This is a genomic window from Tranquillimonas rosea (assembly GCF_900111315.1).
In the GTDB taxonomy this organism is placed as follows: domain Bacteria; phylum Pseudomonadota; class Alphaproteobacteria; order Rhodobacterales; family Rhodobacteraceae; genus Tranquillimonas; species Tranquillimonas rosea.
Window position 1 is genome coordinate 76092 of sequence record NZ_FOGU01000008.1, and the last position, 18778, is coordinate 94869.

General features: G+C 67.4%; 15 protein-coding genes. 4 read left to right on the forward strand and 11 right to left on the reverse strand.

Features of this window, described 5'->3' with window-relative positions; translation table 11 throughout:
- The first annotated feature begins 42 nt into the window (after positions 1–42).
- Positions 43–1173 carry an efflux RND transporter periplasmic adaptor subunit gene (locus tag BMZ25_RS14015; RefSeq protein WP_092694668.1) on the forward strand — a complete coding sequence of 377 codons (1131 nt, stop codon included), beginning with the start codon at positions 43–45 and terminating at the stop codon, positions 1171–1173.
- Positions 1170–4259, forward strand: coding sequence for an efflux RND transporter permease subunit (locus BMZ25_RS14020; RefSeq protein WP_092694670.1), 3090 nt, complete (start codon positions 1170–1172; stop codon positions 4257–4259). The genes BMZ25_RS14015 and BMZ25_RS14020 overlap by 4 nt, the downstream gene beginning before the upstream one ends.
- 7 nt (positions 4260–4266) lie before the next feature.
- Here the strand turns inward: BMZ25_RS14020 and BMZ25_RS14025 are convergent, their stop codons facing one another.
- From BMZ25_RS14025 to BMZ25_RS14070, 10 genes are all read right to left on the reverse strand, one after another.
- Complete coding sequence (locus BMZ25_RS14025; RefSeq protein ID WP_092694672.1) at positions 4267–4554, reverse strand: hypothetical protein; 288 nt, start codon at positions 4552–4554, stop codon at positions 4267–4269.
- 84 nt (positions 4555–4638) lie between these two features.
- Positions 4639–5025, reverse strand: a complete 387-nt coding sequence (locus tag BMZ25_RS14030; protein ID WP_092694674.1) for a response regulator — start codon at positions 5023–5025, stop codon at positions 4639–4641.
- On the reverse strand, positions 5025–5927 hold the full coding sequence (locus BMZ25_RS14035) for a protein-glutamate O-methyltransferase (RefSeq protein WP_092694676.1): 903 nt from the start codon (positions 5925–5927) through the stop codon (positions 5025–5027). Before BMZ25_RS14035 ends, BMZ25_RS14030 begins: the two co-directional genes overlap by 1 nt.
- Positions 5924–6394 (reverse strand): chemotaxis protein CheW, encoded by a 471-nt coding sequence (locus BMZ25_RS14040; protein ID WP_092694678.1) that lies wholly within the window; start codon positions 6392–6394, stop codon positions 5924–5926. Before BMZ25_RS14040 ends, BMZ25_RS14035 begins: the two co-directional genes overlap by 4 nt.
- Before the next feature lie 2 nt (positions 6395–6396).
- Complete coding sequence (locus tag BMZ25_RS14045) at positions 6397–8463, reverse strand: chemotaxis protein CheA (RefSeq protein WP_092694680.1); 2067 nt, start codon at positions 8461–8463, stop codon at positions 6397–6399.
- A gap of 3 nt (positions 8464–8466) precedes the next feature.
- The gene (locus tag BMZ25_RS14050; protein ID WP_092694682.1) at positions 8467–8838 is read right to left on the reverse strand and encodes a response regulator; all 372 of its coding nucleotides are present in this window, start codon (positions 8836–8838) and stop codon (positions 8467–8469) included.
- The gene (locus BMZ25_RS14055) at positions 8835–9110 is read right to left on the reverse strand and encodes an STAS domain-containing protein (protein ID WP_092694684.1); all 276 of its coding nucleotides are present in this window, start codon (positions 9108–9110) and stop codon (positions 8835–8837) included. Before BMZ25_RS14055 ends, BMZ25_RS14050 begins: the two co-directional genes overlap by 4 nt.
- Positions 9111–9217: 107 nt before the next feature.
- Positions 9218–9769 (reverse strand): hypothetical protein, encoded by a 552-nt coding sequence (locus BMZ25_RS14060; RefSeq protein WP_092694686.1) that lies wholly within the window; start codon positions 9767–9769, stop codon positions 9218–9220.
- 51 nt (positions 9770–9820) lie between these two features.
- Positions 9821–12379, reverse strand: coding sequence for a methyl-accepting chemotaxis protein (locus tag BMZ25_RS14065; protein ID WP_092694688.1), 2559 nt, complete (start codon positions 12377–12379; stop codon positions 9821–9823).
- Between the two features lie 34 nt (positions 12380–12413).
- A complete protein-coding gene (locus BMZ25_RS14070) occupies positions 12414–12980 on the reverse strand; it encodes a hypothetical protein (RefSeq protein ID WP_092694690.1) in 567 nt (188 codons plus the stop codon).
- Positions 12981–13212: 232 nt separating this feature from the next.
- Here BMZ25_RS14070 and BMZ25_RS14075 point away from each other — a divergent pair, with 232 nt between their 5' ends.
- Complete coding sequence (locus BMZ25_RS14075) at positions 13213–14502, forward strand: YihY family inner membrane protein (protein ID WP_177190469.1); 1290 nt, start codon at positions 13213–13215, stop codon at positions 14500–14502.
- Between the two features lie 75 nt (positions 14503–14577).
- Positions 14578–16947: a mechanosensitive ion channel domain-containing protein gene (locus BMZ25_RS14080; RefSeq protein ID WP_092694693.1), complete on the forward strand. Its 2370-nt coding sequence runs from the start codon at positions 14578–14580 to the stop codon at positions 16945–16947.
- Between the two features lie 63 nt (positions 16948–17010).
- On the opposite strand, the gene BMZ25_RS14085 is transcribed toward BMZ25_RS14080, so the two are convergent.
- Positions 17011–18558, reverse strand: a complete 1548-nt coding sequence (locus tag BMZ25_RS14085) for a bifunctional GNAT family N-acetyltransferase/carbon-nitrogen hydrolase family protein (protein WP_092694695.1) — start codon at positions 18556–18558, stop codon at positions 17011–17013.
- Positions 18559–18778: the final 220 nt, after the last annotated feature.

Genomic DNA, 18778 nt, shown 5'->3' on the forward strand with positions numbered 1-18778 from the left:
AGCGGTCGGGTCTGTGCCCGGTCAAGCAGGGAGCCGCCCGAGATGTCATTGCTTCGCCAAGCGCTGTTGGGCTTGCTGATCCTCGCGGGCACGCTTGCGCTGTGGGTCGCCTATGTTCCCTCGGCGTCGGCGGTGCTGGAGCGCGCCGGCATCCTCGACCTGATCGGCATCGACCCGGTCGAGGCGCAGGACCAGGCAGGCCGCGGCTATGGCGGTGGCGTCCCCCAGGTGGTCACGGGCGAGGTCGAGACGCGCGCCCTGGGCGACCGCGTCGTGTCGATCGGGGACGCCCGCGCCCTGCGCTCCGTCACCGTCCGGGCCGAGACCGTGGGCCAGATCACCGAGATACCGGTCGAGGCGGGGCGACACGTCGATGAGGGCGCCGTCCTGGCGCGGCTGGACGACGAGGCCGAGGTGATCGCGGTCGAACGCGCGCGACTTGTGCTGGCCGATGCGCGCGACGACCTGGACCGCCTGCAACAGCTGGAACGCACCGGGGCGGTCACCTCGGTCAGCCTGCGCGAGGCCGAACTGGCCGTGCGCACCGCCGAGCTGGAGGTGCGGCAGGCCGAGTTCGACCTCGACCGCCGCGTGTTCGAGGCGCCGATCTCGGGCTGGCTCGGCCTGATCGACGTGGAGGTCGGGGATCGCATTTCGGCGCAGGACGTCTTTGCAACGATCACCGACCGGACATCCATCCTGATCGATTTCCGCGTGCCCGAACGGGTGGTCGACCGCCTGTCGCCGGGCATGGAAGTGACCGCGCAGCCGCTCGGCATCTCAGGCGGCCCGCGCGAGGGACGCATCCATGCCATCGACACGGTCGTCGACCGCGCCAGCCGCACGCTGCGGGTGCAGGCCGAGCTTCCGAACGACGAGGACCGTCTGCGCTCGGGCATGGCCTTCGAGGTGGTGCTGACCTTCCCCGGAGAGCCGATGCCCGCCATCGACCCGCTCGCGCTGCAATGGTCGGCCGACGGCTCCTATGTCTGGCGCGTGGACGAGGGCGCCGTCCAGCAGGTGCCCGTCGTCGTCCGCCAGCGCAACGCCGACGCGGTGCTGGTCGAGGCCGACCTTGCCCCGGGCGACCGTGTCGTCACCGAGGGCGTGCAGACCCTGCGGCCCGGCGCCGAGGTCGAAATCGTCACGCCCGGCGCCGGGGCCGACGCATGAGCGCTGCCGGCCAAGGGGCAGGGACCGCGCTGTTCGTGCGCCGGCCGATCCTGGCATTCGTCCTGTCATCGCTGATCGTCATCGCCGGCATCGCCGGGCTGTTCGGCGTCGAGATCCGCGAACTGCCTGATGTCGACCGGCCGGTCATCACCATCACGACGCAATATCCCGGCGCCGCGCCCGAGACGGTCGACCAGGAGCTTACCGGCCGGATCGAGGGCGCCGTCGGCCGCGTGGCCGGGGTGCGGTCGATCTCGTCAAATTCGCGCTTCGGACGCAGCCGGGTGACGCTCGACTTCAATGAATCGGTCGACCTCGACGTGGCCGCCACCGACACGCGGGACGCCGTCGCCCGGATCGCGGGCCAACTGCCGGACGAGTCCGAGGAGCCCGAGATCGTCAAGGCCGACGCCGACGCGCAGCCGGTCCTGCGGATCGCCGTCACCTCGCAGGGGCGCTCGCCGCAGGAGCTGACGCAGATCGTGCAGGAAAGCGTCGAGGACCGGCTGATCTCGATCCCCGGCGTGGCCGACCTGCAGATCTACGGCGACCGCGAGCCGATCTTCCGCGTCGACATCGACCAGGCCGAGCTTGCGAGCCGCGGCCTGACCCTTGCCGACATGGCCGGGGCGCTGGGGAACGTGGCCTATGACGCGCCTGCCGGCGATCTCAGCGGGTCGCGCCAGACGCTCAGCGTGCGCACCACCGCCGCCGTGTCGACCCCCGAGGCGTTCGAGGCGCTGCGGCTGGCCGACAACGTGATCGTCGGCGACGTCGCGCGCGTCAGCCTTGGCCCCGCGCCGGACGAGACCATTCTGCGGGCCAATGGCGAGACGGGGCTTGGGCTGGGCGTGATCCGGCAGGCGACGTCGAACACGCTGGAAATCTCCTCTGCCGTCCGCGCCGCGGTGGCGCAGCTGGACCGCGTGCTGCCGGACGACGTGAACATCTTCGTCACCTCGGACGACGCGGTGTTCATCCGCGGCTCGATCGAAGAGGTGCTCAAGACGCTGGCGCTCGCCATCGGCATCGTCGTGGTGGTCATCTACCTGTTCCTGCGCGATCTGCGCGCGACGCTGATCCCGGCGCTGACGATGCCCGTGGCGCTGATCGGGACGCTGGCGGCGATCTATCTCGTCGGCTTCTCGGTCAACATCCTCACGCTTCTGGCGCTGGTGCTGGCGACGGGCATGGTGGTCGATGACGCGATCGTCGTGCTCGAGAACATCGTGCGGCGCCGCGCCGACGGGATGGGACCGCGGGCGGCGGCGGTGCTGGGCACCCAGCAGGTGTTCTTTGCCGTCGTCACCACGACTGCGACCCTGGCGGCGGTGTTCGTGCCCCTGTCGTTCCTGCCGGGGCAGGCGGGCGGCCTGTTCCGCGAGTTCGGCTTCACGCTCGCCATCGCCGTGTCGCTGTCGTCTGTGGTGGCGCTGACGCTCTGCCCCGTGCTCGCTTCGCGCCTGCTGCGCGATGCGGGGGGAGAGGGCGGCGGCGGTGCGCTTGGCTGGCTCGGGGACCGGCTGGCCCGGTTCTATGCGGCGACGCTTCGTGGCGCGCTGGCGATGCCCCTGGTCGTGGTGCTCGTCGCGGCGCTTTTCGCGGCCACGGCGGCGCTCGTCGCGGGCAACATCCGGCAAGAGCTGACGCCGTCCGAGGACCGCGCCGTCGCGCTTCTGTCCGTCAGCGCGCCGCAGGGCGTGTCACTGAGCTACACCACCGCGAAGATGCGCCAGATCGAGGCGCTGATCGAGCCCCTGCGGGAGTCGGGCGAGGTGACCAACGTCTTCTCGATCACCGGCTTCGGCTCGGACAATCGTGGCTTCATGGTGTTTTCCCTCGCCGATTGGGCCGACCGCGCCCGGTCCCAGCAGGAGATCGTGGGCGAGATCAACGGGCGGCTGGGACAGATCGTCGGCGTCCGTGCCTTCGCGATCCAGCCGAACTCGCTGGGGATCCGCGGGGCCGGGCGCGGGCTGACCTTCGCGGTGACGGGCAACAGCTATGAGCAGCTCGCCGGGGTCTCCGAGGACCTCGTCGCCCGCATGCAGCAGAACCCCGCCTTCGGACAGGTGCGGCTGGAATACGAGACGACCCAGCCGCAGCTCTTCATCGAGGTCGACCGCACGCGCGCCTCGGATCTCGGCGTCGACATCACCGGGCTCGGTGACGCGCTGCGGGCGGTGCTGGACGGGCGCAGCGTCGGGTCTGTCTTCATTGACGACCAGAGCTATGACATCCAGATGCTTTCGACCTCCGACCCGGTGAACGACCCCGGCGATCTGGAGAACATCTTCGTGCAGAGCGGCGACGGCACGATGGTACCCCTGTCCAGCTTCGTCACGCTGGAAGAACGGGCGGTTGCCCCTGAGCTGGAACGCGAGGGTCAGAACCGCTCGGTCGAAATCTCGGCCGGGCTGACCCCCGACTTCGCGCTCGGCTCGGCGCTGGCCGAGGTGCAGACGCTGGCGGACGGGCTGCTCGCGGAAGAGAACCGGGTCGTGCCCTTGGCCGAAGCGGCGACGCTGGACCAGACGGCCTCGGGGCTGCTCGTCACCTTCGGCTTCGCGATCGTGGTCGTGTTCCTCGTGCTGTCGGCGCAATTCGAAAGCTTCATTTCCGCTGTCGTCGTGATGGCCACGGTGCCGCTGGGCCTCGCTTGCGCGGCGTTCGCGCTGCTGTTCACTGGTTTGTCGCTGAACGTCTACAGCCAGATCGGTCTGGTCATGCTGATCGGCATCATGGCCAAGAACGGAATTCTCATCGTCGAGTTCGCGAACCAGTTGCGCGATCGCGGGGCAGACGTGCACGAGGCGATCCTGGATGCCTCGACCCTGCGTTTGCGGCCCGTGATGATGACCATGACCTCGACCGTCCTCGGGGGCGTGCCGCTGATCCTGTCTCAGGGGGCGGGGGCCGAGGCGCGCGAGGCGCTCGGATGGGTGATCGTCGGTGGCCTGGGGCTGGCCACCGTCTCGACGCTGTATCTGACACCGGTGGCCTACCTCCTTCTTGCGCGGTTCTCGCAGCCCCGCGCCACCAACGAGAGACGCCTCGCGGCCGAGCTCGAGGCCGCGGCGGGATAGAGCCGGCTCAGAACAAGTCCACGTCGCCGCTGCGGACGCGTTCGGCGGGCGTGTGACCGGCAAGCGCGTTCGACAGGTCGCGCAGCCGGATCGCCGCGACGGCATGGTCGATGTCGACGCGCAGCTGCGGCGGCGCGCCTTCGGCAAGCCGGTCGAGATACCCCGCCACCGCGTCCAGCGATTGGACCATGTGGTCCAGCCCTTGCAGGGCGACATGCAGGTCCTGAATGGTCTGGGTGCCCGCCGTCACATGCGCGCCGACGCGGTCCTCCAGAGCGCGACCCTGCGTTTCCATTCGGCGCAGTTCCGTGGCGGCCCGCGAGAGGGCGTCGGATAGGGCAATGGTGCGGGTGCGGATCAAGGGTTCGGTTCCCATCGGTCAGAGCGGCCCCGTTACGGCTTCGATGCAGCCCTTCAGCTGGGCCGTCGTGAATGGCTTGGCGATGCAGTTGTTCATTCCCAGCGCGCGCCCGCGATCCAGTAGTTCCTGATCCATACGGCCGCTGACGAGGATGAAGCCGATCCGTTGTGTCATCCGGTGCTCGCGCAGCCCCTTCAGCAGCGCGAGGCCATCCATCCCGGGCATGTTGTAGTCCGAGATGACGAGATGGACCGGCGACGCGACGAGATGCTGTAGCGCTTCCGCGCCGTCCTTCCGGAAATCGATCTTCTTCACGCCGATCTCCTCGAGCGCCATGATGATGATCCCACGGCTGGTCGACATGTCGTCGACCACCATGATCGAGAGAGACTCTCTCAGCCCCATTAGGTCTTTCCTCTTGTCTCGGCATTGCGGCCGCCCGATTCCGGGGCGGACCCGTCGATCAGGCGGTAGGTGGTCTTGCCACACAGGTCGAAGCGGGGACGGATCTCGGCAGAGATTCGTTCGGAATGGCCGGTGAACAGATAGCCGCCGGGCCGCAGCAGATCGGCAAAGCCGCGCCAGATCCCCGCCTGGGTCGCATCGTCCATGTAGATCGCGACATTGCGGCACAGGATCGCGTCGAACGGCCCCCGGACCGGCCAGGGCTCGACCAGGTTGAGAAACCGGAAGGTGACGAGGGCCCGCGCCTGCGGCGCGATCCCGACGCTCGCCCCGGTCGCGGGCCCGAACCCGATCGCGCGCAGCGCGTCCGGCACCGCGCCGAGCGCCTCCGCGGGATAGAGCCCTCGCTCGGCCTGTGCGAGCACCCGGCGGTCGATGTCGGTGGCGAGGATGCGGAGGTCGAGATCGGGCGCATCGGGAAGCGCCTGAAGAATCGACATGGCCAGCGAATAGGGCTCTTCGCCGCTCGAACAGCCCGCCGACCACAGCCGCACGCGTTCGCCGCGACGCGCACGCTCGGCGAGTTCCGGCAGCAGGTCTGCCACGATCGTGTCGAAATGGTAGTCCTCGCGGAAGAACCGCGTCGTGTTGGTGGTCAGGGCCGAGATCATGGCCTCGCGCTCTTCCGCACCCGAGGGACTGCGGATGATCGCGAGGTAATCCGCGAACGTCGTCAGCTCGAGCGCCCGCACCCGCTTGGCGAGGCGCGAGAAGACCAGCGGCTCGTTCGCCTCGGTCAGGCGGATGCCCGTCGCGATATGCACGAACGAGGCGATCGCGGCGAAGTCCGCCCGGGTGAAGGCGATGTCGCGCTGCAGGGGGGCGATGGCCGGCGTGTTCATGCCAGCGCCTTCGTCGCCGGAGGCGGCAGCACGGGCCCCAGCGCAATCAGGCGCAGCATCCTGCTGTCCACCGAGATCACACCTTCGACGAATTCCTTGGTCGTCTCGGCCATCACGTCGGGGGTGTCCTGGATGCTGGCATCGTTGACGCTGAGGATATCGGAGACGGCATCGACGAGAAGGCCCACCATCTGCTCGCCGACCACGGCGATCACGATGACATGCCGAGGTGTCGGCACGGCCGGCGGCAGCCCCAGCCGGGCGGCCAGGTCGACGATCGGAACGACCGAGCCGCGCAGGTTGATGACGCCCAGGACATAGCCCGGTGAATGGGGCAGGACGGTCGCCGGGGTCCAACCACGGATCTCCCGGATCGCCATGATATCGACGCAATAGTCCTGCTCCCCGACGCGGAACGTCACCAGTTCTCGGTTGTCGGAAGCGGCTGGATCGGCGGATGCGGACATGGTTACACCTCGTCAAGAACAAAGCTTTGGATGGCGGTCGGGCGGGCGCGGACGGCCGTCTCCTCGGGGTCGATGATCAGGGCGATCTTGCCGTCTCCGAGAATGGTCGCGGCGGCGACGCCGGGCACGTGCCCGTAATTCGCCTCGAGCCCCTTGATGACGACTTGCCGTTGGTCGTGGATACTGTCGACGGCAAGCGCCCAGCGATCGTTCTGGTCCGTCTCCACCAGCAGGAGCACGCGGTCGGAGAAGTCCTTGCTTGGGTGCCTGTGCCCGAAGACGGTGCCCAGATCGACGATCGGAACGAACGTGTCGCGGACGGAGACGACCGATCCGTCGCCCGCCAGAGCGTGGATGTCCTCGAGGCGGGGCCGCATGGTTTCCACGATAGCGGTGATGGGGACCACCATGGTTTGACCGGCCACGTCCACGACCATGCCATCGAGCACGGCAAGCGTCAGCGGAAGGCTGATGGAAAAGGTCGTGCCCTTGCCGGGCGCGGATTGGATCCCGACGCGACCGCCGAGTGCCTGGATCGCGCTTTTCACGACGTCCATGCCGACGCCCCGACCCGAGAGGTCGGTCACCACGGCGTTCGTCGAGAACCCCGGCTGGAACAGGAGCTTGTCGGTCTCGGCTTCGGAAAGGACCGCGTCGGGCGGGATCAGCCCCTTCGTGATCGCGATTTCCCGGACCTTGGGACGATTGATTCCCGCGCCGTCGTCCGCGATCTCGATCAGGACGCGGCCGGACCGGTGCGCGGCGGACAGCGTGATCGTGCCCTGCGGCGGCTTGCCGGCAGCTTCGCGCGTCTCTGGCACCTCGAGCCCGTGGTCGACCGCGTTGCGCAGGATATGCGTCAGCGGATCGACCAGGCGTTCGATCACCGTCTTGTCGACTTCGGTCGTCTCGCCAACCGTGACCAGCCGGACCGATTTGCCAGAGATGTCGGACGCCTCCCGGACGATCCGGCCCATGCGCTGGAACAGGGGTTTGACCGGCTGGGCGCGGATCGACATGACGTATTCCTGTACCTCGCGGGAGAGGTTCTTGAATTCGTCCAGACCGGCGCTGATGTCCGTGTGCGTCGACAGTCCGGCCTCGGCCACGCATTGGGCGAGGACGGCTTGGTTGATCACCAGTTCGCCCACGAGATTGATCAACCGGTCGACCAGGTCGAGATCGACACGGACAGTGGCCTTCGGGCTCTGTCCCGCGGGCTTGGCGGCCTCGCGCGGTGACGCCGCGCCGGGATCGCTTGGCGGTACATGCTCGGCCGGTGCCGGCATGTCCGGCACGGTCGGGGCCGGTTCGGCGTCGAGCCAGACGCGTAGGCTGCACAGTCCCTCTACGAATTCAAACACGTCATGTATCGCGTGTTCGCTTTCGCTCGTGACAAGCCGCAGGCTCCAGGCGAGGTACGAATTGTGTGGGTCCAAGGCATCGAGCGTCGGCATCGATACGGTATCGACCGACACCGACAGGTCGCCCATCTCCCGCAATGTGCGAAACAGGTGGACGGGGTCGTTCCCGTTGGTGAAGAGGGCGGCCGTCGGCGTGAACTCGATCCCGAAGGTCGTGTCCTGCGGATCCGCCGTCGGTCCGATTGGGATTGCCAGGGGAACGAAGCCGAAGGTCTCGGGCGTGGGTGTGCCGGCTGTCTCGGGCACGGTTCCCGGCGGTACGGGACCCTCGACAAGAGCCACGAGCCGCTTTGCCAGGTCCTCGCTCGTGTCATGGGCGGGTTCGGTGCCGTCTCGTTCGGCGGCGACGAGATCCGACAGGTGGTCGCTCGCCCGGTAGCACAGTCCGATCACGTCGTCCGTGATCGTCAGACGCTCGGCCCGCATGGCATCGAGCACGGTCTCGAACTGGTGGGCGAACCGCACCAGGGCGTCGAGGCCGAAGGCCGCGCCCCCGCCCTTGATGGAATGGACGGCCCGGAATACGGCATTGACCGTCTCGAGACAATCGCCCTCGCCCTCGATCTGCTCCAGCCCGTCGCGAAGCTGCTCGAGAAGTTCTTCGCATTCCTGGAAGAACGTTGCACGGATATCTGCCATCGACATCGCTCAGACCACCGCGATGCGCCGGATGGCGGAGATGAGTTTGGAATCCTCGAAGGGCTTTACGATCCAGCCGGTGGCCCCGATGCGGCGCGCGCGATCCTTCAGGTCGGGCGCGCTCTCGGTCGTCAATACGAGGATGGGAAGGGCCTGGTGTGGCGGGGGACCGCTGCGGATGGCCTCGATCACGCCGAACCCGTCGAGGCGGGGCATGTTGATGTCGGTGATGACCACATCGGGACCCACGTCACCGATCTTGTCGATGCCGTCCTGGCCGTCCACCGCAAGATGAACATCGAAATCGGCCCGACCGAGAGAGTCGCGGAGCATCTCGCGAATGGTTCGGGAATCGTCGATGGCAAGTATCCGAAGGCTCATCGCGGCGCCTCCCCATCCAGAAGCTCTTCGCCGAGACCAAGACCGTCGACCTGCGCCGCCATGTCTTCGGAGGGCGTTATGTGGAACGCGAGGCCGTCCTGGGCCCATGTCTTTTTTGCCGACACCAGAAGCTGAGCGGCCAGTGTCCCGAGGAACGTCACCTTACGCCCGTCGACTTCCAGCGCGGTCCCTCGCCGTGCCAGGAGGTCGGCGTGCAGGGCGGCGGTCGCGGCGTGGTCTAGACGGTCGGATAGGAGCAAGGCATCGGGCATCTGTGTCGGGCTGTCCCTGTCAGGCGCGGTTGGCTGAGATGTCGGCAAGCTAGACTGCGGCATGTTAAGAAAGCTTTTCTCTCCTGGAGCCTTGCTGCGGCTCGGTCCTAGAAAAAGACGACGTCGGTCTTCGGGTCAGGCTTCGGTGCGGTGCGCGCGGGCAGTTCTTTCAGTGCGGTCGGGTCTGTGATCTGCATCTGCTGCGCACGTCCGGACACCGGGTGGTAGCGCACCCGTCGCGCGGCGGTGCCGCCCAGGCTGGTCGCGACGCAGCGGATGCCCTCGGCCGCCAGAAAATCCTGTGCGAAGCGGCCGTTGGCCGAGCCGATTGCGCCCAGTCCGTCATGCATCTGCGCCCCGCCGAAGAGCTTTGCCTCGAGCCGGTCCTTCCGGGCTCCCTTCTTGAGCAGCGCATTGATCAGGAGCTCCATCGCGTGACTGCCGTAGCGCAGCTGGTGGGTCTGGCCGATGTCGCCGGCGGGAAGCAGAAAGTGGTTCATGCCTCCTATGCGCGCGACGGGGTCGCAGAGACAGGTGGCCACGCATGACCCGAGCAGCGTGCTCAGGATGTCGTCGGCCCGGCTGGACACGCGATGCTCGCCCTGGATTACGTGGACCACGTTCTGTCCAGCACCTGTCTGGAGCTGCTCCTGGGTCATGACGTGACGATCCTTCCCGGCGGGCGGTGCATTTCAGGGACGCGGGCGATCTCAGAAATCCTCCCACGAGCCCGGCTCGGCGTTGGCGAGCGTGTGGCCGGCCGCGGCGGTCTTGCGAGGCTCGGGGCGCGCAGTGTCCTTGGGAGGCTCTGCCGAGGCCTTCTGGCTCGAACGGAAGGCGACGACAGGCGTCGCGCCGTCGCGGGCGATGTTGAAATGCGAGACGGTCTGGACCAGGGAGACGGCGTCCCGCGTCAGCGACTCGCTCGCCGCGGTCGTCTCTTCCAGGCGAGCGGCGTTCTGCTGCGTCGACTGGTCGAGCTGGGTGACGGCGTTGTTGATCTCGGCCAGCCCGTTGGATTGCTGGGTGGCGGATTGCGCGATCTCCGAGACCTGCACGGCGATCTGCGAGACGGAGTCGACGATCTCGCGGAGGGCGTCGCCGGTGCGGCCGACGAGTTCGACACCGCGTTTCACCTGCGTGCCGCTCTGGGCGATCAGGTCGTTGATTTCGCGCGCCGCATCCGACGAGCGTTGCGCCAGCGCGCGCACTTCGGAGGCGACGACGGCAAAGCCCCGGCCCGCGTCGCCGGCTCGAGCAGCCTCGACCCCGGCGTTCAGCGCGAGGAGATTGGTCTGGAAGGCGATGTCGTCTATGACCTTGATGATCGACGTGATCCGGTCCGAGGATTCGGCGATCTGGTCCATTGCCGAGACCGTCTCCACCACGACTTCGCCGCTCGCCTCGGCATTGCTCTTGGCGCCGGCGACGGCGCTGTCGGCCTTCGTCGCCATGTCCGCGGCCGTGCGGACCGAGCTGGTCATGTCGTCCAGTGCGGCGGCCGTCTCTTCCAGCGTGGCGGCCGTCGTCTCGGTCCGGCGGGACAGGCCGTCGGCGGTGCTGGAGATGTCATTCGCTTCGTTGCGGATGTTCTCGGCGTTCTCGATGATCTCGAGCAGCGCCTCCGACAGGCGTTCGACGGTGATGTTGAAGTCGTTTCGCAGCTCTTCGTACGCACCGGCGAAGGGATCGGAGAGGCGGGTGGTGAGGTCGCCGGCGCTCAGCCCCTTCAGGCCGACGCGGAGCTCTTCGACCACGCGGCTCTGCTCGCGCTCGGTGATTTCCTGGGCCTCGCGCGCCTTGCGCAGCCGGGTCTCGGCCTCGGTCACGTCCTTTCCCATCAGTAGGAAGCGCACCGTCTTGCCCTCGTGATCCTTGATGCAGGTGATCGAACCGTCGAGGATGTGCGCCTCGTCGCCTCGGTTCAGGGTGAACTGGCCGACATGGACGCCGTCGCGCGTCACCGTCGCCATGAGATCGGATCCCGTCCCGTCGTTCGTGCCGTCGTAGCGCGTGACGAGCGACTGGAACGGGGTGCCCTTCGCCTGGTCCTCGGACTGGGCGAGAAGCGCGAGAAAGCGGCGATTGGCGGTCAGAAGCTGGCCGGACTTGTCGAAATCGACCTTCAGGAGGTTGGAATCGATGGCGTCGAGCACCGCACCGTTCAGCCAGTCCTGCGTGATGTCCGACCATTCCAGCACGTAGCCGAGCCGCGCCCCGTCAGACCCGGTCACGGGGCGGACGGTCAGGGAGATGCGGGCGTCGCCGAAACGGAGGATCGTCTCGAAGCGGCCGTCGCTCCGGGAGTCGAGCTTGCGGCGGATGTCCTGGCCGTCGTCATGGAAGAAATCGATGCTCTGGCCGATCATGCGGTCACTGTCGGCGCGGTCGCCGAAAAGCGGCTCGAACCGCTTCATCAATGTTCTGAGCCGCGGGTTCACGTGGCGGACGACCAGGTCGGCGTCCAGTAGCATGAGTGCCGCCGACGACCCCATGAAGGCCGCGCTCTTGAAGGCGGCGTCGCGTTCCTGTTCCTGCGCCTCGGCGAGATGGGTGCGCAGGCCGTCGAGTGCGCGGGCGATGTCGCCGATCTCGTCTCCACGCTCGGTGGAGGGGACCTCGCTGCCGTAGTCGCGGTCCTCCATGGCACGGATGACATCACGGATCCGGTTGAGCGGGCGGACGAGAAGCCAGTTCGACGCGATCAGCGCGGCGATGATCGCGGCCATGAACACCCCGCATGCGGCGAGCGCCGAGCGGATCATGCCGTCACGGGCGATTGCCAGCGCGGGGTCCATCGACCAGTCGCTCGCTACCACGCCCACGAGCTCGTTGGAGGCGCCGTAGCGGACCGGCATGGCGACCAGGAACCGGTCTTCGCTGGTGGCCACCTCGCCCGTCGCGATCACCCGCTCCGTGAGCAGCCGAAGTTCGGGAGCGATTTCCGCGCCGACGCGCGTGGCGACGGAGCCGTCGGAAAAGAGGGCCACGAGGCCGTCGATCGCGCCATCGCTGACCTCGAGCGCTTCCTCGAAAAGATGCTCGACCGGTCCCGTCTTCTGGAACTTGAGAGGGCCGCCGACCTGATCGGCGAGCAGGCGGCTTTCCGAGATCGCCCGATCGCCCGTCTGATCCGTGGCGACCGTTTCCAGCGCGCCGGTGTTCAGCAAGCTGAGCGTGGCCGCGACGGCACCGACGGAGAGGGCGAGGATCGCGGTGATCTTGACGAAGATCGTGCGCATGGAAAGCGCGGGGGAGGCAGCACTCATGGGTGTATCCGTTCTTGAATTGGGTGCGGGGCGCTCAGAAGGCTTCCGCGTTCAGACCGATCGTGGCGGCGCCGATGGGCGTCGATGTCGCCGGATCGATGAGGGTAAGCGAGACCTGCGCCTGATAGAGCTGGGTCGATTCGTCGTAGTCGATCTCGCTCACGTGCCAGGCGTCCGGCCCTTTGCCGTAGGTTTCCGTGTATTTCGCCTCGTCGCCCTGCCAGTAGTCGGAGGTCAGTGTGCTGACCGCCACGTTGAGGCCGCGCGAATCCATCACAAGAATTTCGGTGATGACGCCGCCTGCCGCGTCCACCCGCTCTTTCAGGAAATCGGAGGTCGCGGAATTGGCCACTGGATCGATGGTGGGTGCGGAATCCTGGCCGAGTTCGGCCCGCCATTTCAGGTCGAGCGCCGTGATGTCGTCGGCCGACAGCGCGGCATGGGCGCGGTTCGCCCGGCGCACGGCCGACACGATCTGCGGGTCCGAAAGCCAGGCCTTCACATCCTGCGAGACATAGTCGCGCATCGGGGCCTCATACGTGTCGGCGAATGCGGCGGTCGCCACCAACGCAAGAAGGGCAGAAGGGAAAAGGGGGCGCATGTGCAATCCTCCGAGGCATTAGGGACGCCGCCGTGAGGCGGTTACCCGGGCACACTAGTGAGGGGGCCTTAATTCAGCGTGAACTGCGCCACGGTTGCGAACGAAGTCCGGGGCGCGGGTGTGAGACGCGGCGAAAATGCGGTTTAGTCACGACATGACAGAAGATTCGCCCACGCTTGCCGCGCGCCTCCGCGACAAGCTCCCGCCGATCGTGCTCCAGGTTGGGAGTTTCGTGAAATTCGCTGTCCAGCGCTTCTTCAACGACGGTCTGTCGCAGGCGGCCGGGGCGCTGACCTATTCGACGCTGCTGGCGCTGGTGCCGCTTCTGGTCATCACCTTCGCGGTCCTGTCAGGCTTCGCGGCCTTCGACGACGCACGCACGCAGATCGAGGATGTCTTCTTTCGCGCGCTGGTGCCCGAGGCCGGGGCCGAGGTCGAACGCTATCTCACCGATTTCGCGGGCAACGCCACGAACCTGACGGCGGTGGGCACGGTGGCGCTGGCGGTGACCGCGGTGCTGCTGCTGTCGACGATCGAGACGACGCTGAACCAGGTCTGGCACGTCGAGCGGCCGCGTCCCTTCGCGGTTCGGATGCTGATCTTCTGGACGATCCTGACGCTGGGGCCGCTGCTGCTGGGGGCGAGCTTCGCGCAGACATCCACGACGCTGACCACGATCCAGACCTGGGGCGCGGGGGACAAGTCGCTCTACGGGCTGGAGGAATCCTTCGGCTTCCTGTCCTGGCTGTTCGGTCTGCTCCTGCAGATCCTGGCGTTCACGTTGCTCTACATGCTGGTGCCTGCGCGTCCGGTGCGCCTGCGCGAGGCGGCGATCGGCGGCGTCATCAGCGGGCTGTCGTTCGAGGTCCTGTCCTGGGGATTCAACAGCTTCCTCACCTCGGGCTCGACCTACGAGACGATCTACGGGGCGGTCGCGGTCATCCCAATCTTCCTCGTCTGGGTCTACGCCTCGTGGACCGTCATCATCATCGGCGCGGTGTTTGCCGCCTCGTTCCCCGACTGGTGGAAATCGCGGGATTCGGTGCCCGGCTTCGACCTGCGCCCCGCCGAGCGTCTCGAGGTCGCGGTGGCGGTCCTGTCCGTGCTGGCCGAGCGCGCCCGTATCGGCGGCACGATCTCGATGGGCCGCCTGCAGGAGGTGGTGCCGCTGGAGGCGCGCGAAGAGATCATGGAGACGCTGATCCGCAAGGATTGGATCGTGGCCACCGAAACCGAGGGGATCGTGCTGGCCCGCGACCTGCACACCGCCACGCTGACCGATCTGGCGGTGGATCTGGGCCTGTCGCTCGGCAGCCAAGGTCCGCACCGCGAGGCGCAGGAGCGGCTGAACCTGATCGAGGCCTGCACCGGTGCGTTGCCCGACATGCTGACCGAGCTCGACCGCGCCGAGGCGTCCGTGCTGGACCGCGACATCGCGAGCGTCCTGGCGGGAACACGTGGCGCCGGAGAGACCGGGGCGGAGGCCCCCACAGGCGGGCGCCCCCCGGGGACCGCCTCTTGATCGCAACCGCTTGCGATTGGCACTCTGCCTCTGATGGGCTAAGCCGCGAAAAAGCCCTCTAGTCTGGATTGTGTCATGGGTGAGATGTTTTTCCGTCGTGTTCTGGCGGCCCTGGTCCTCGTTACCGCACTGGCGCTCGCGCCGTTCGGAGCCGCCACCGCGCAGACCGCGGAGGGCACGCCGTCCGAGTCCGAGGCCCCTGAGGCCTCACCTGCGCAGGCGCTGATCGACATCCTGCAGGACGACTCCGCCCGGACCGAGCTGATCGACGAACTGCAGCGAATCGCCGAGGACGGCGCGGAAGAGCAACTGGGCTCGGACACGCCGCTGACCGTGCCCACGGAAGAGACCTCCATCGGCCGGCAACTGGCCGAGCTGACGCAGGAGGTGGCCCAGACGGCGGCGGGGCAGGCGGCATCGCTCTGGCAGACGCTGACGCAGGCGCCCGACGCCTTCGACGGGCTTGACGGCAGCGAGCTGGGGGTCCTGCTCGAGGCGTTCGGCGACCTGCTTCTGGCGATCGTCATCACGGTCGTCCTGTTCATCGTGCTGCGGCGGCTGGCGATCCCGTTCTACCGGCGGATGGGCGCGTCGGCGGACCGCTCGGGGCTGGTGCGGACGGTGCTGATCTTCATCGCCTCGGCGGTGATCGAGGTCGTCGTCGTGGTCCTGGCCTGGGCGATCGGCTATGCCGCGATCCTCGCCGTGCTCGGAGAGTTCGGGCAGATCGGCATCCGTCAGTCGCTCTATCTCAACGCCTTCCTCGCGGTCGAGCTGGTGAAGGTCGCGATCCGGCTGGTGCTGTCGCCGGCGACCGGCGGGCTGCGGCTGGTCCCGCTGGGGGACGCGGCGGCGCAGTACCTGTCGCGGCGCGCGAACCTCGTCGTCGGGGTGCTGGGTTATGGCTTCCTGCTGATCGTGCCGATCCTGAACCAGAGCGTCTCCTATTCCGCGGGACGCAGTTTCAGCGCGCTTCTGTCCGTGATCGTCATCCTGTTCGTCGCCGGTCTCGTGATCGCGCGCCGCAAGGCGGTGTCGGGCTGGCTCATGGCCGAGATCGCCTCCGAGCCAGAGCCGGGCGAGGCCGATCCCGAGGCGGACGCCGAAGAGACGCTGAAACCGCCGCGCCGCCGCACCGGCCCCGCCGCAACGTTGGCGCAGGCGTGGCACTGGCTGGCGCTGGGGTATCTGGCAGTGATGATGGTCATCGTGCTGTCGCGGCCGACGCGGGTGGTGTTCGATGCGCTCTGGGGCTCGGCCAAGGTGGTCCTCGTCCTGTTCGTCGGTGTCGCCCTGTCGGGGATGCTGGCGCGGGCGATCGCGCGGGGCATCACATTGCCTGAGGACGTGAACGCCAAGCTGCCGCTGCTGGAGAAGCGCCTGAACCAGTTCGTCCCCAAGACCCTGACGGTGGTGCGGGTGCTGATCCTGATCGTCGGGCTCGCGGTGATCTGCGATGTCGTGGGGCTTCTGGACTTCTCGGCCTGGCTCGACGGCGATGTCGGCGCGCGGGTGCTGCAGGCGCTGTTCAGTGTGGCGGGCATCCTGATCGTGGCCTTCGCGCTGTGGCTCGCGCTGACGAGCTGGGTCGATTACCGGCTGAACGCCGAATACGGGCGCGTGCCGACCCCGCGCGAGCAGACGCTGCTCACGCTGCTGAAGAACGCCGCCACGATCGCGCTGATCATCCTGACGCTGATGTTCGTCCTCGCCGAGATCGGGTTGAACATCGGGCCGCTCCTCGCCTCGGCCGGTGTCTTGGGCCTCGCCATCGGTTTCGGCGCGCAGAAGATGGTGCAGGACATCATCACCGGCGTGTTCATCCAGTTCGAGAACGCGATGAACGTGGGCGATGTCGTCACCGTCGGCGGCGTCACCGGCGCGGTCGAGAAGCTGACGGTGCGGTCGGTGTCGCTGCGGGACCTGCAGGGCGTGTTCCACATCATCCCGTTCTCGTCGGTGGACATGGTGTCGAACTACATGCGGGACTTCTCGTATCACGTCGCGGACATGGGCATCGCCTATCGCGAGGATTACGAAGAGGCGAAGCAGGCGATGTTCGACGCCTTCGACGAGTTGCGGCAGGATCCCGAGCAGTCGGTCAACATCCTGGGCGACCTGGAGTGGTTCGGCCTCAACAGCTTCGGCGACAGCGCTATCGTGCTGCGCGGCCGGATCAAGACGGTGCCGGGGACTCAATGGGGCGTGGGCCGGGCCTACAACGCCGTGCTCAAGCGTGTGTTCGACGAACGCGGCATCGAGATCCCGTTCCCGCACCAGACGATCTACTTCGGCGAGGCCAAGGACGGCACCTCGACCAAGCTGCGCATCGCCGAGACCCACGACGACACGGCCGACCCGGTGGGCCATGCCCCCGCGGGAGAGACACTCGAGGGCGAGATCGACAGCCGCGTCACCGACGCACCGCAGGACGGTGAAGACTGATCCGAAACGACGAACGGCCGCCCCTCGGGGCGGCCGTTTTTCTTGGCGGCGGAAAGGCTGGCGTCAGCCGCCGTCGGACCACCGCGTGCGGTAGAGATCGAAGCGCCGGTCGCGCAGGTTCCGGACGGAGCCCTGCGCGCGGGCCCAGCCCACCGTAGCCAGGTTGAGGTCAGCGACGATGATCATCTCGACATTTTCACTCGCCTCTGCGGCGATGCCGTCGCGGGCGAAGGGAAAGTCGCAGGGCGTCAGGATGGCCGACTGGGCATACTGGATGTCGATGTTGGACACGTTGTCCAGATTGCCGACCATGCCGCTGGTGACGACGTAGCACTGGTTCTCGACCGCCCGCGCGGCGCAGCAATAGCGGACCCGCAGATGCCCGTGCCGGGTGTCGGTGTTGTAGGGCACGAACATGATCCGGGCACCCTGATCGGCGAGGCTGCGCGCGGCCTCGGGGAACTCGGAATCATAGCAGACCAGCACACCGACGGGGCCGCAATCGGTCGGGATCACCTCGATTCCGTCGCCGCCCTTGATGTTCCAGGACGACCGCTCGTCCGGAGTCGGGTGCAGCTTTTCCTGACGGAACACCGCGCCGTCGCGCAGGAAGACATGGGCGACATTCTGGATGTCGCCGTCCTCGGTCACGGTGGCATGGCTGCCGCCTATGATGTTGATCGCCCGGCTCAGCGCCATCTGCTGCATCCGCTCGACGAAGTCCTCGGTATGCTCGCTGGCGCGCTGGATGGCGCGTTCGGGCGGCAGCTCCTCGTCCTCGCAGGACAGCAATTGCAGCGTGAAATGCTCGGGGAACACGACGAAGTCGGCGCCGTATTCGCTGGCGATGTTCACGAAGTAGTCGACGTTCTGATAGAACTCCTCGGGCGTCTTCAGCGTCCGCGCAAGGAGCTGGACCGAGGCGACGCGCACCACCTCGGTGTTGCGCCGGGTGACCGGCTGGGCGTCGGCGTATTCGTCGAGCTGGTGGTTGCGCCACACCATCAGCACCGCATGCCCGCCCGACGCCTTGTCCTCGGGGGCGTAGTTGCGCAGCACGCGGATCGGCTCGAAGCCGGACTTCATCTGGAAATTGATGACCGGGTCGCGGACCTCGCCCTCGGTCACCGCCTCGAGATAGCGCTCGGGCGAGGGCCACGGATTGCGCACCCTGCGATAGCCGGGCATCCGGCCGCCGAAGGCGATGCCCTTCAGCTCGTGGTCGGTGCACAGCCGCTCCCGCGCCTGGTAGAGCCGCTTGCCGATCCGCAGACGCCGGCGCGACGGCTCGACCATGACCTCCATGCCGTAAAGCCAGTCGCCGTCTCCGGTGTACTGGCTGCCATAGCCGCCGCCCGTCACCTCGGACCAGGTGTGCTGGTTCATCACCCGGTGCTCCTTGAGCACGGTCGACGCCGCATAGCCCACGACCTCGCCATCGTAGAGCGCGACGAAGACCCCTTCGGGAAAGGTATTGATGTGTCCCGAGATCTGGCCCCGCGTATAGGGCGGCTCTTCGGGATACACCCGGCGCGACAGGGCGATGATCCCGTCGATGTGTTTCAGCTCGGCCAGCTGAACCGTCAGGTTCGGGCGCTTGGAGTCGGTCATGGCGGTTCCTTCGTCTCGCACGGCGGCGGCGCAGCGGTGAAACCAGACATGGCCGGAACCGCGATTGGGTGCAACCACGCGGGTCCTCGCCGACGTGGATGTCATTTCATTGGGGGAATGTGGCGAATTGCGCTACCGTTCGGGGGATGGCGAGTCCCGTTGGCGGCTTCTTCGGCCAGCCGGGATCGCCGCGAGGAGACGAAAGGCAGATGCGCGAAAG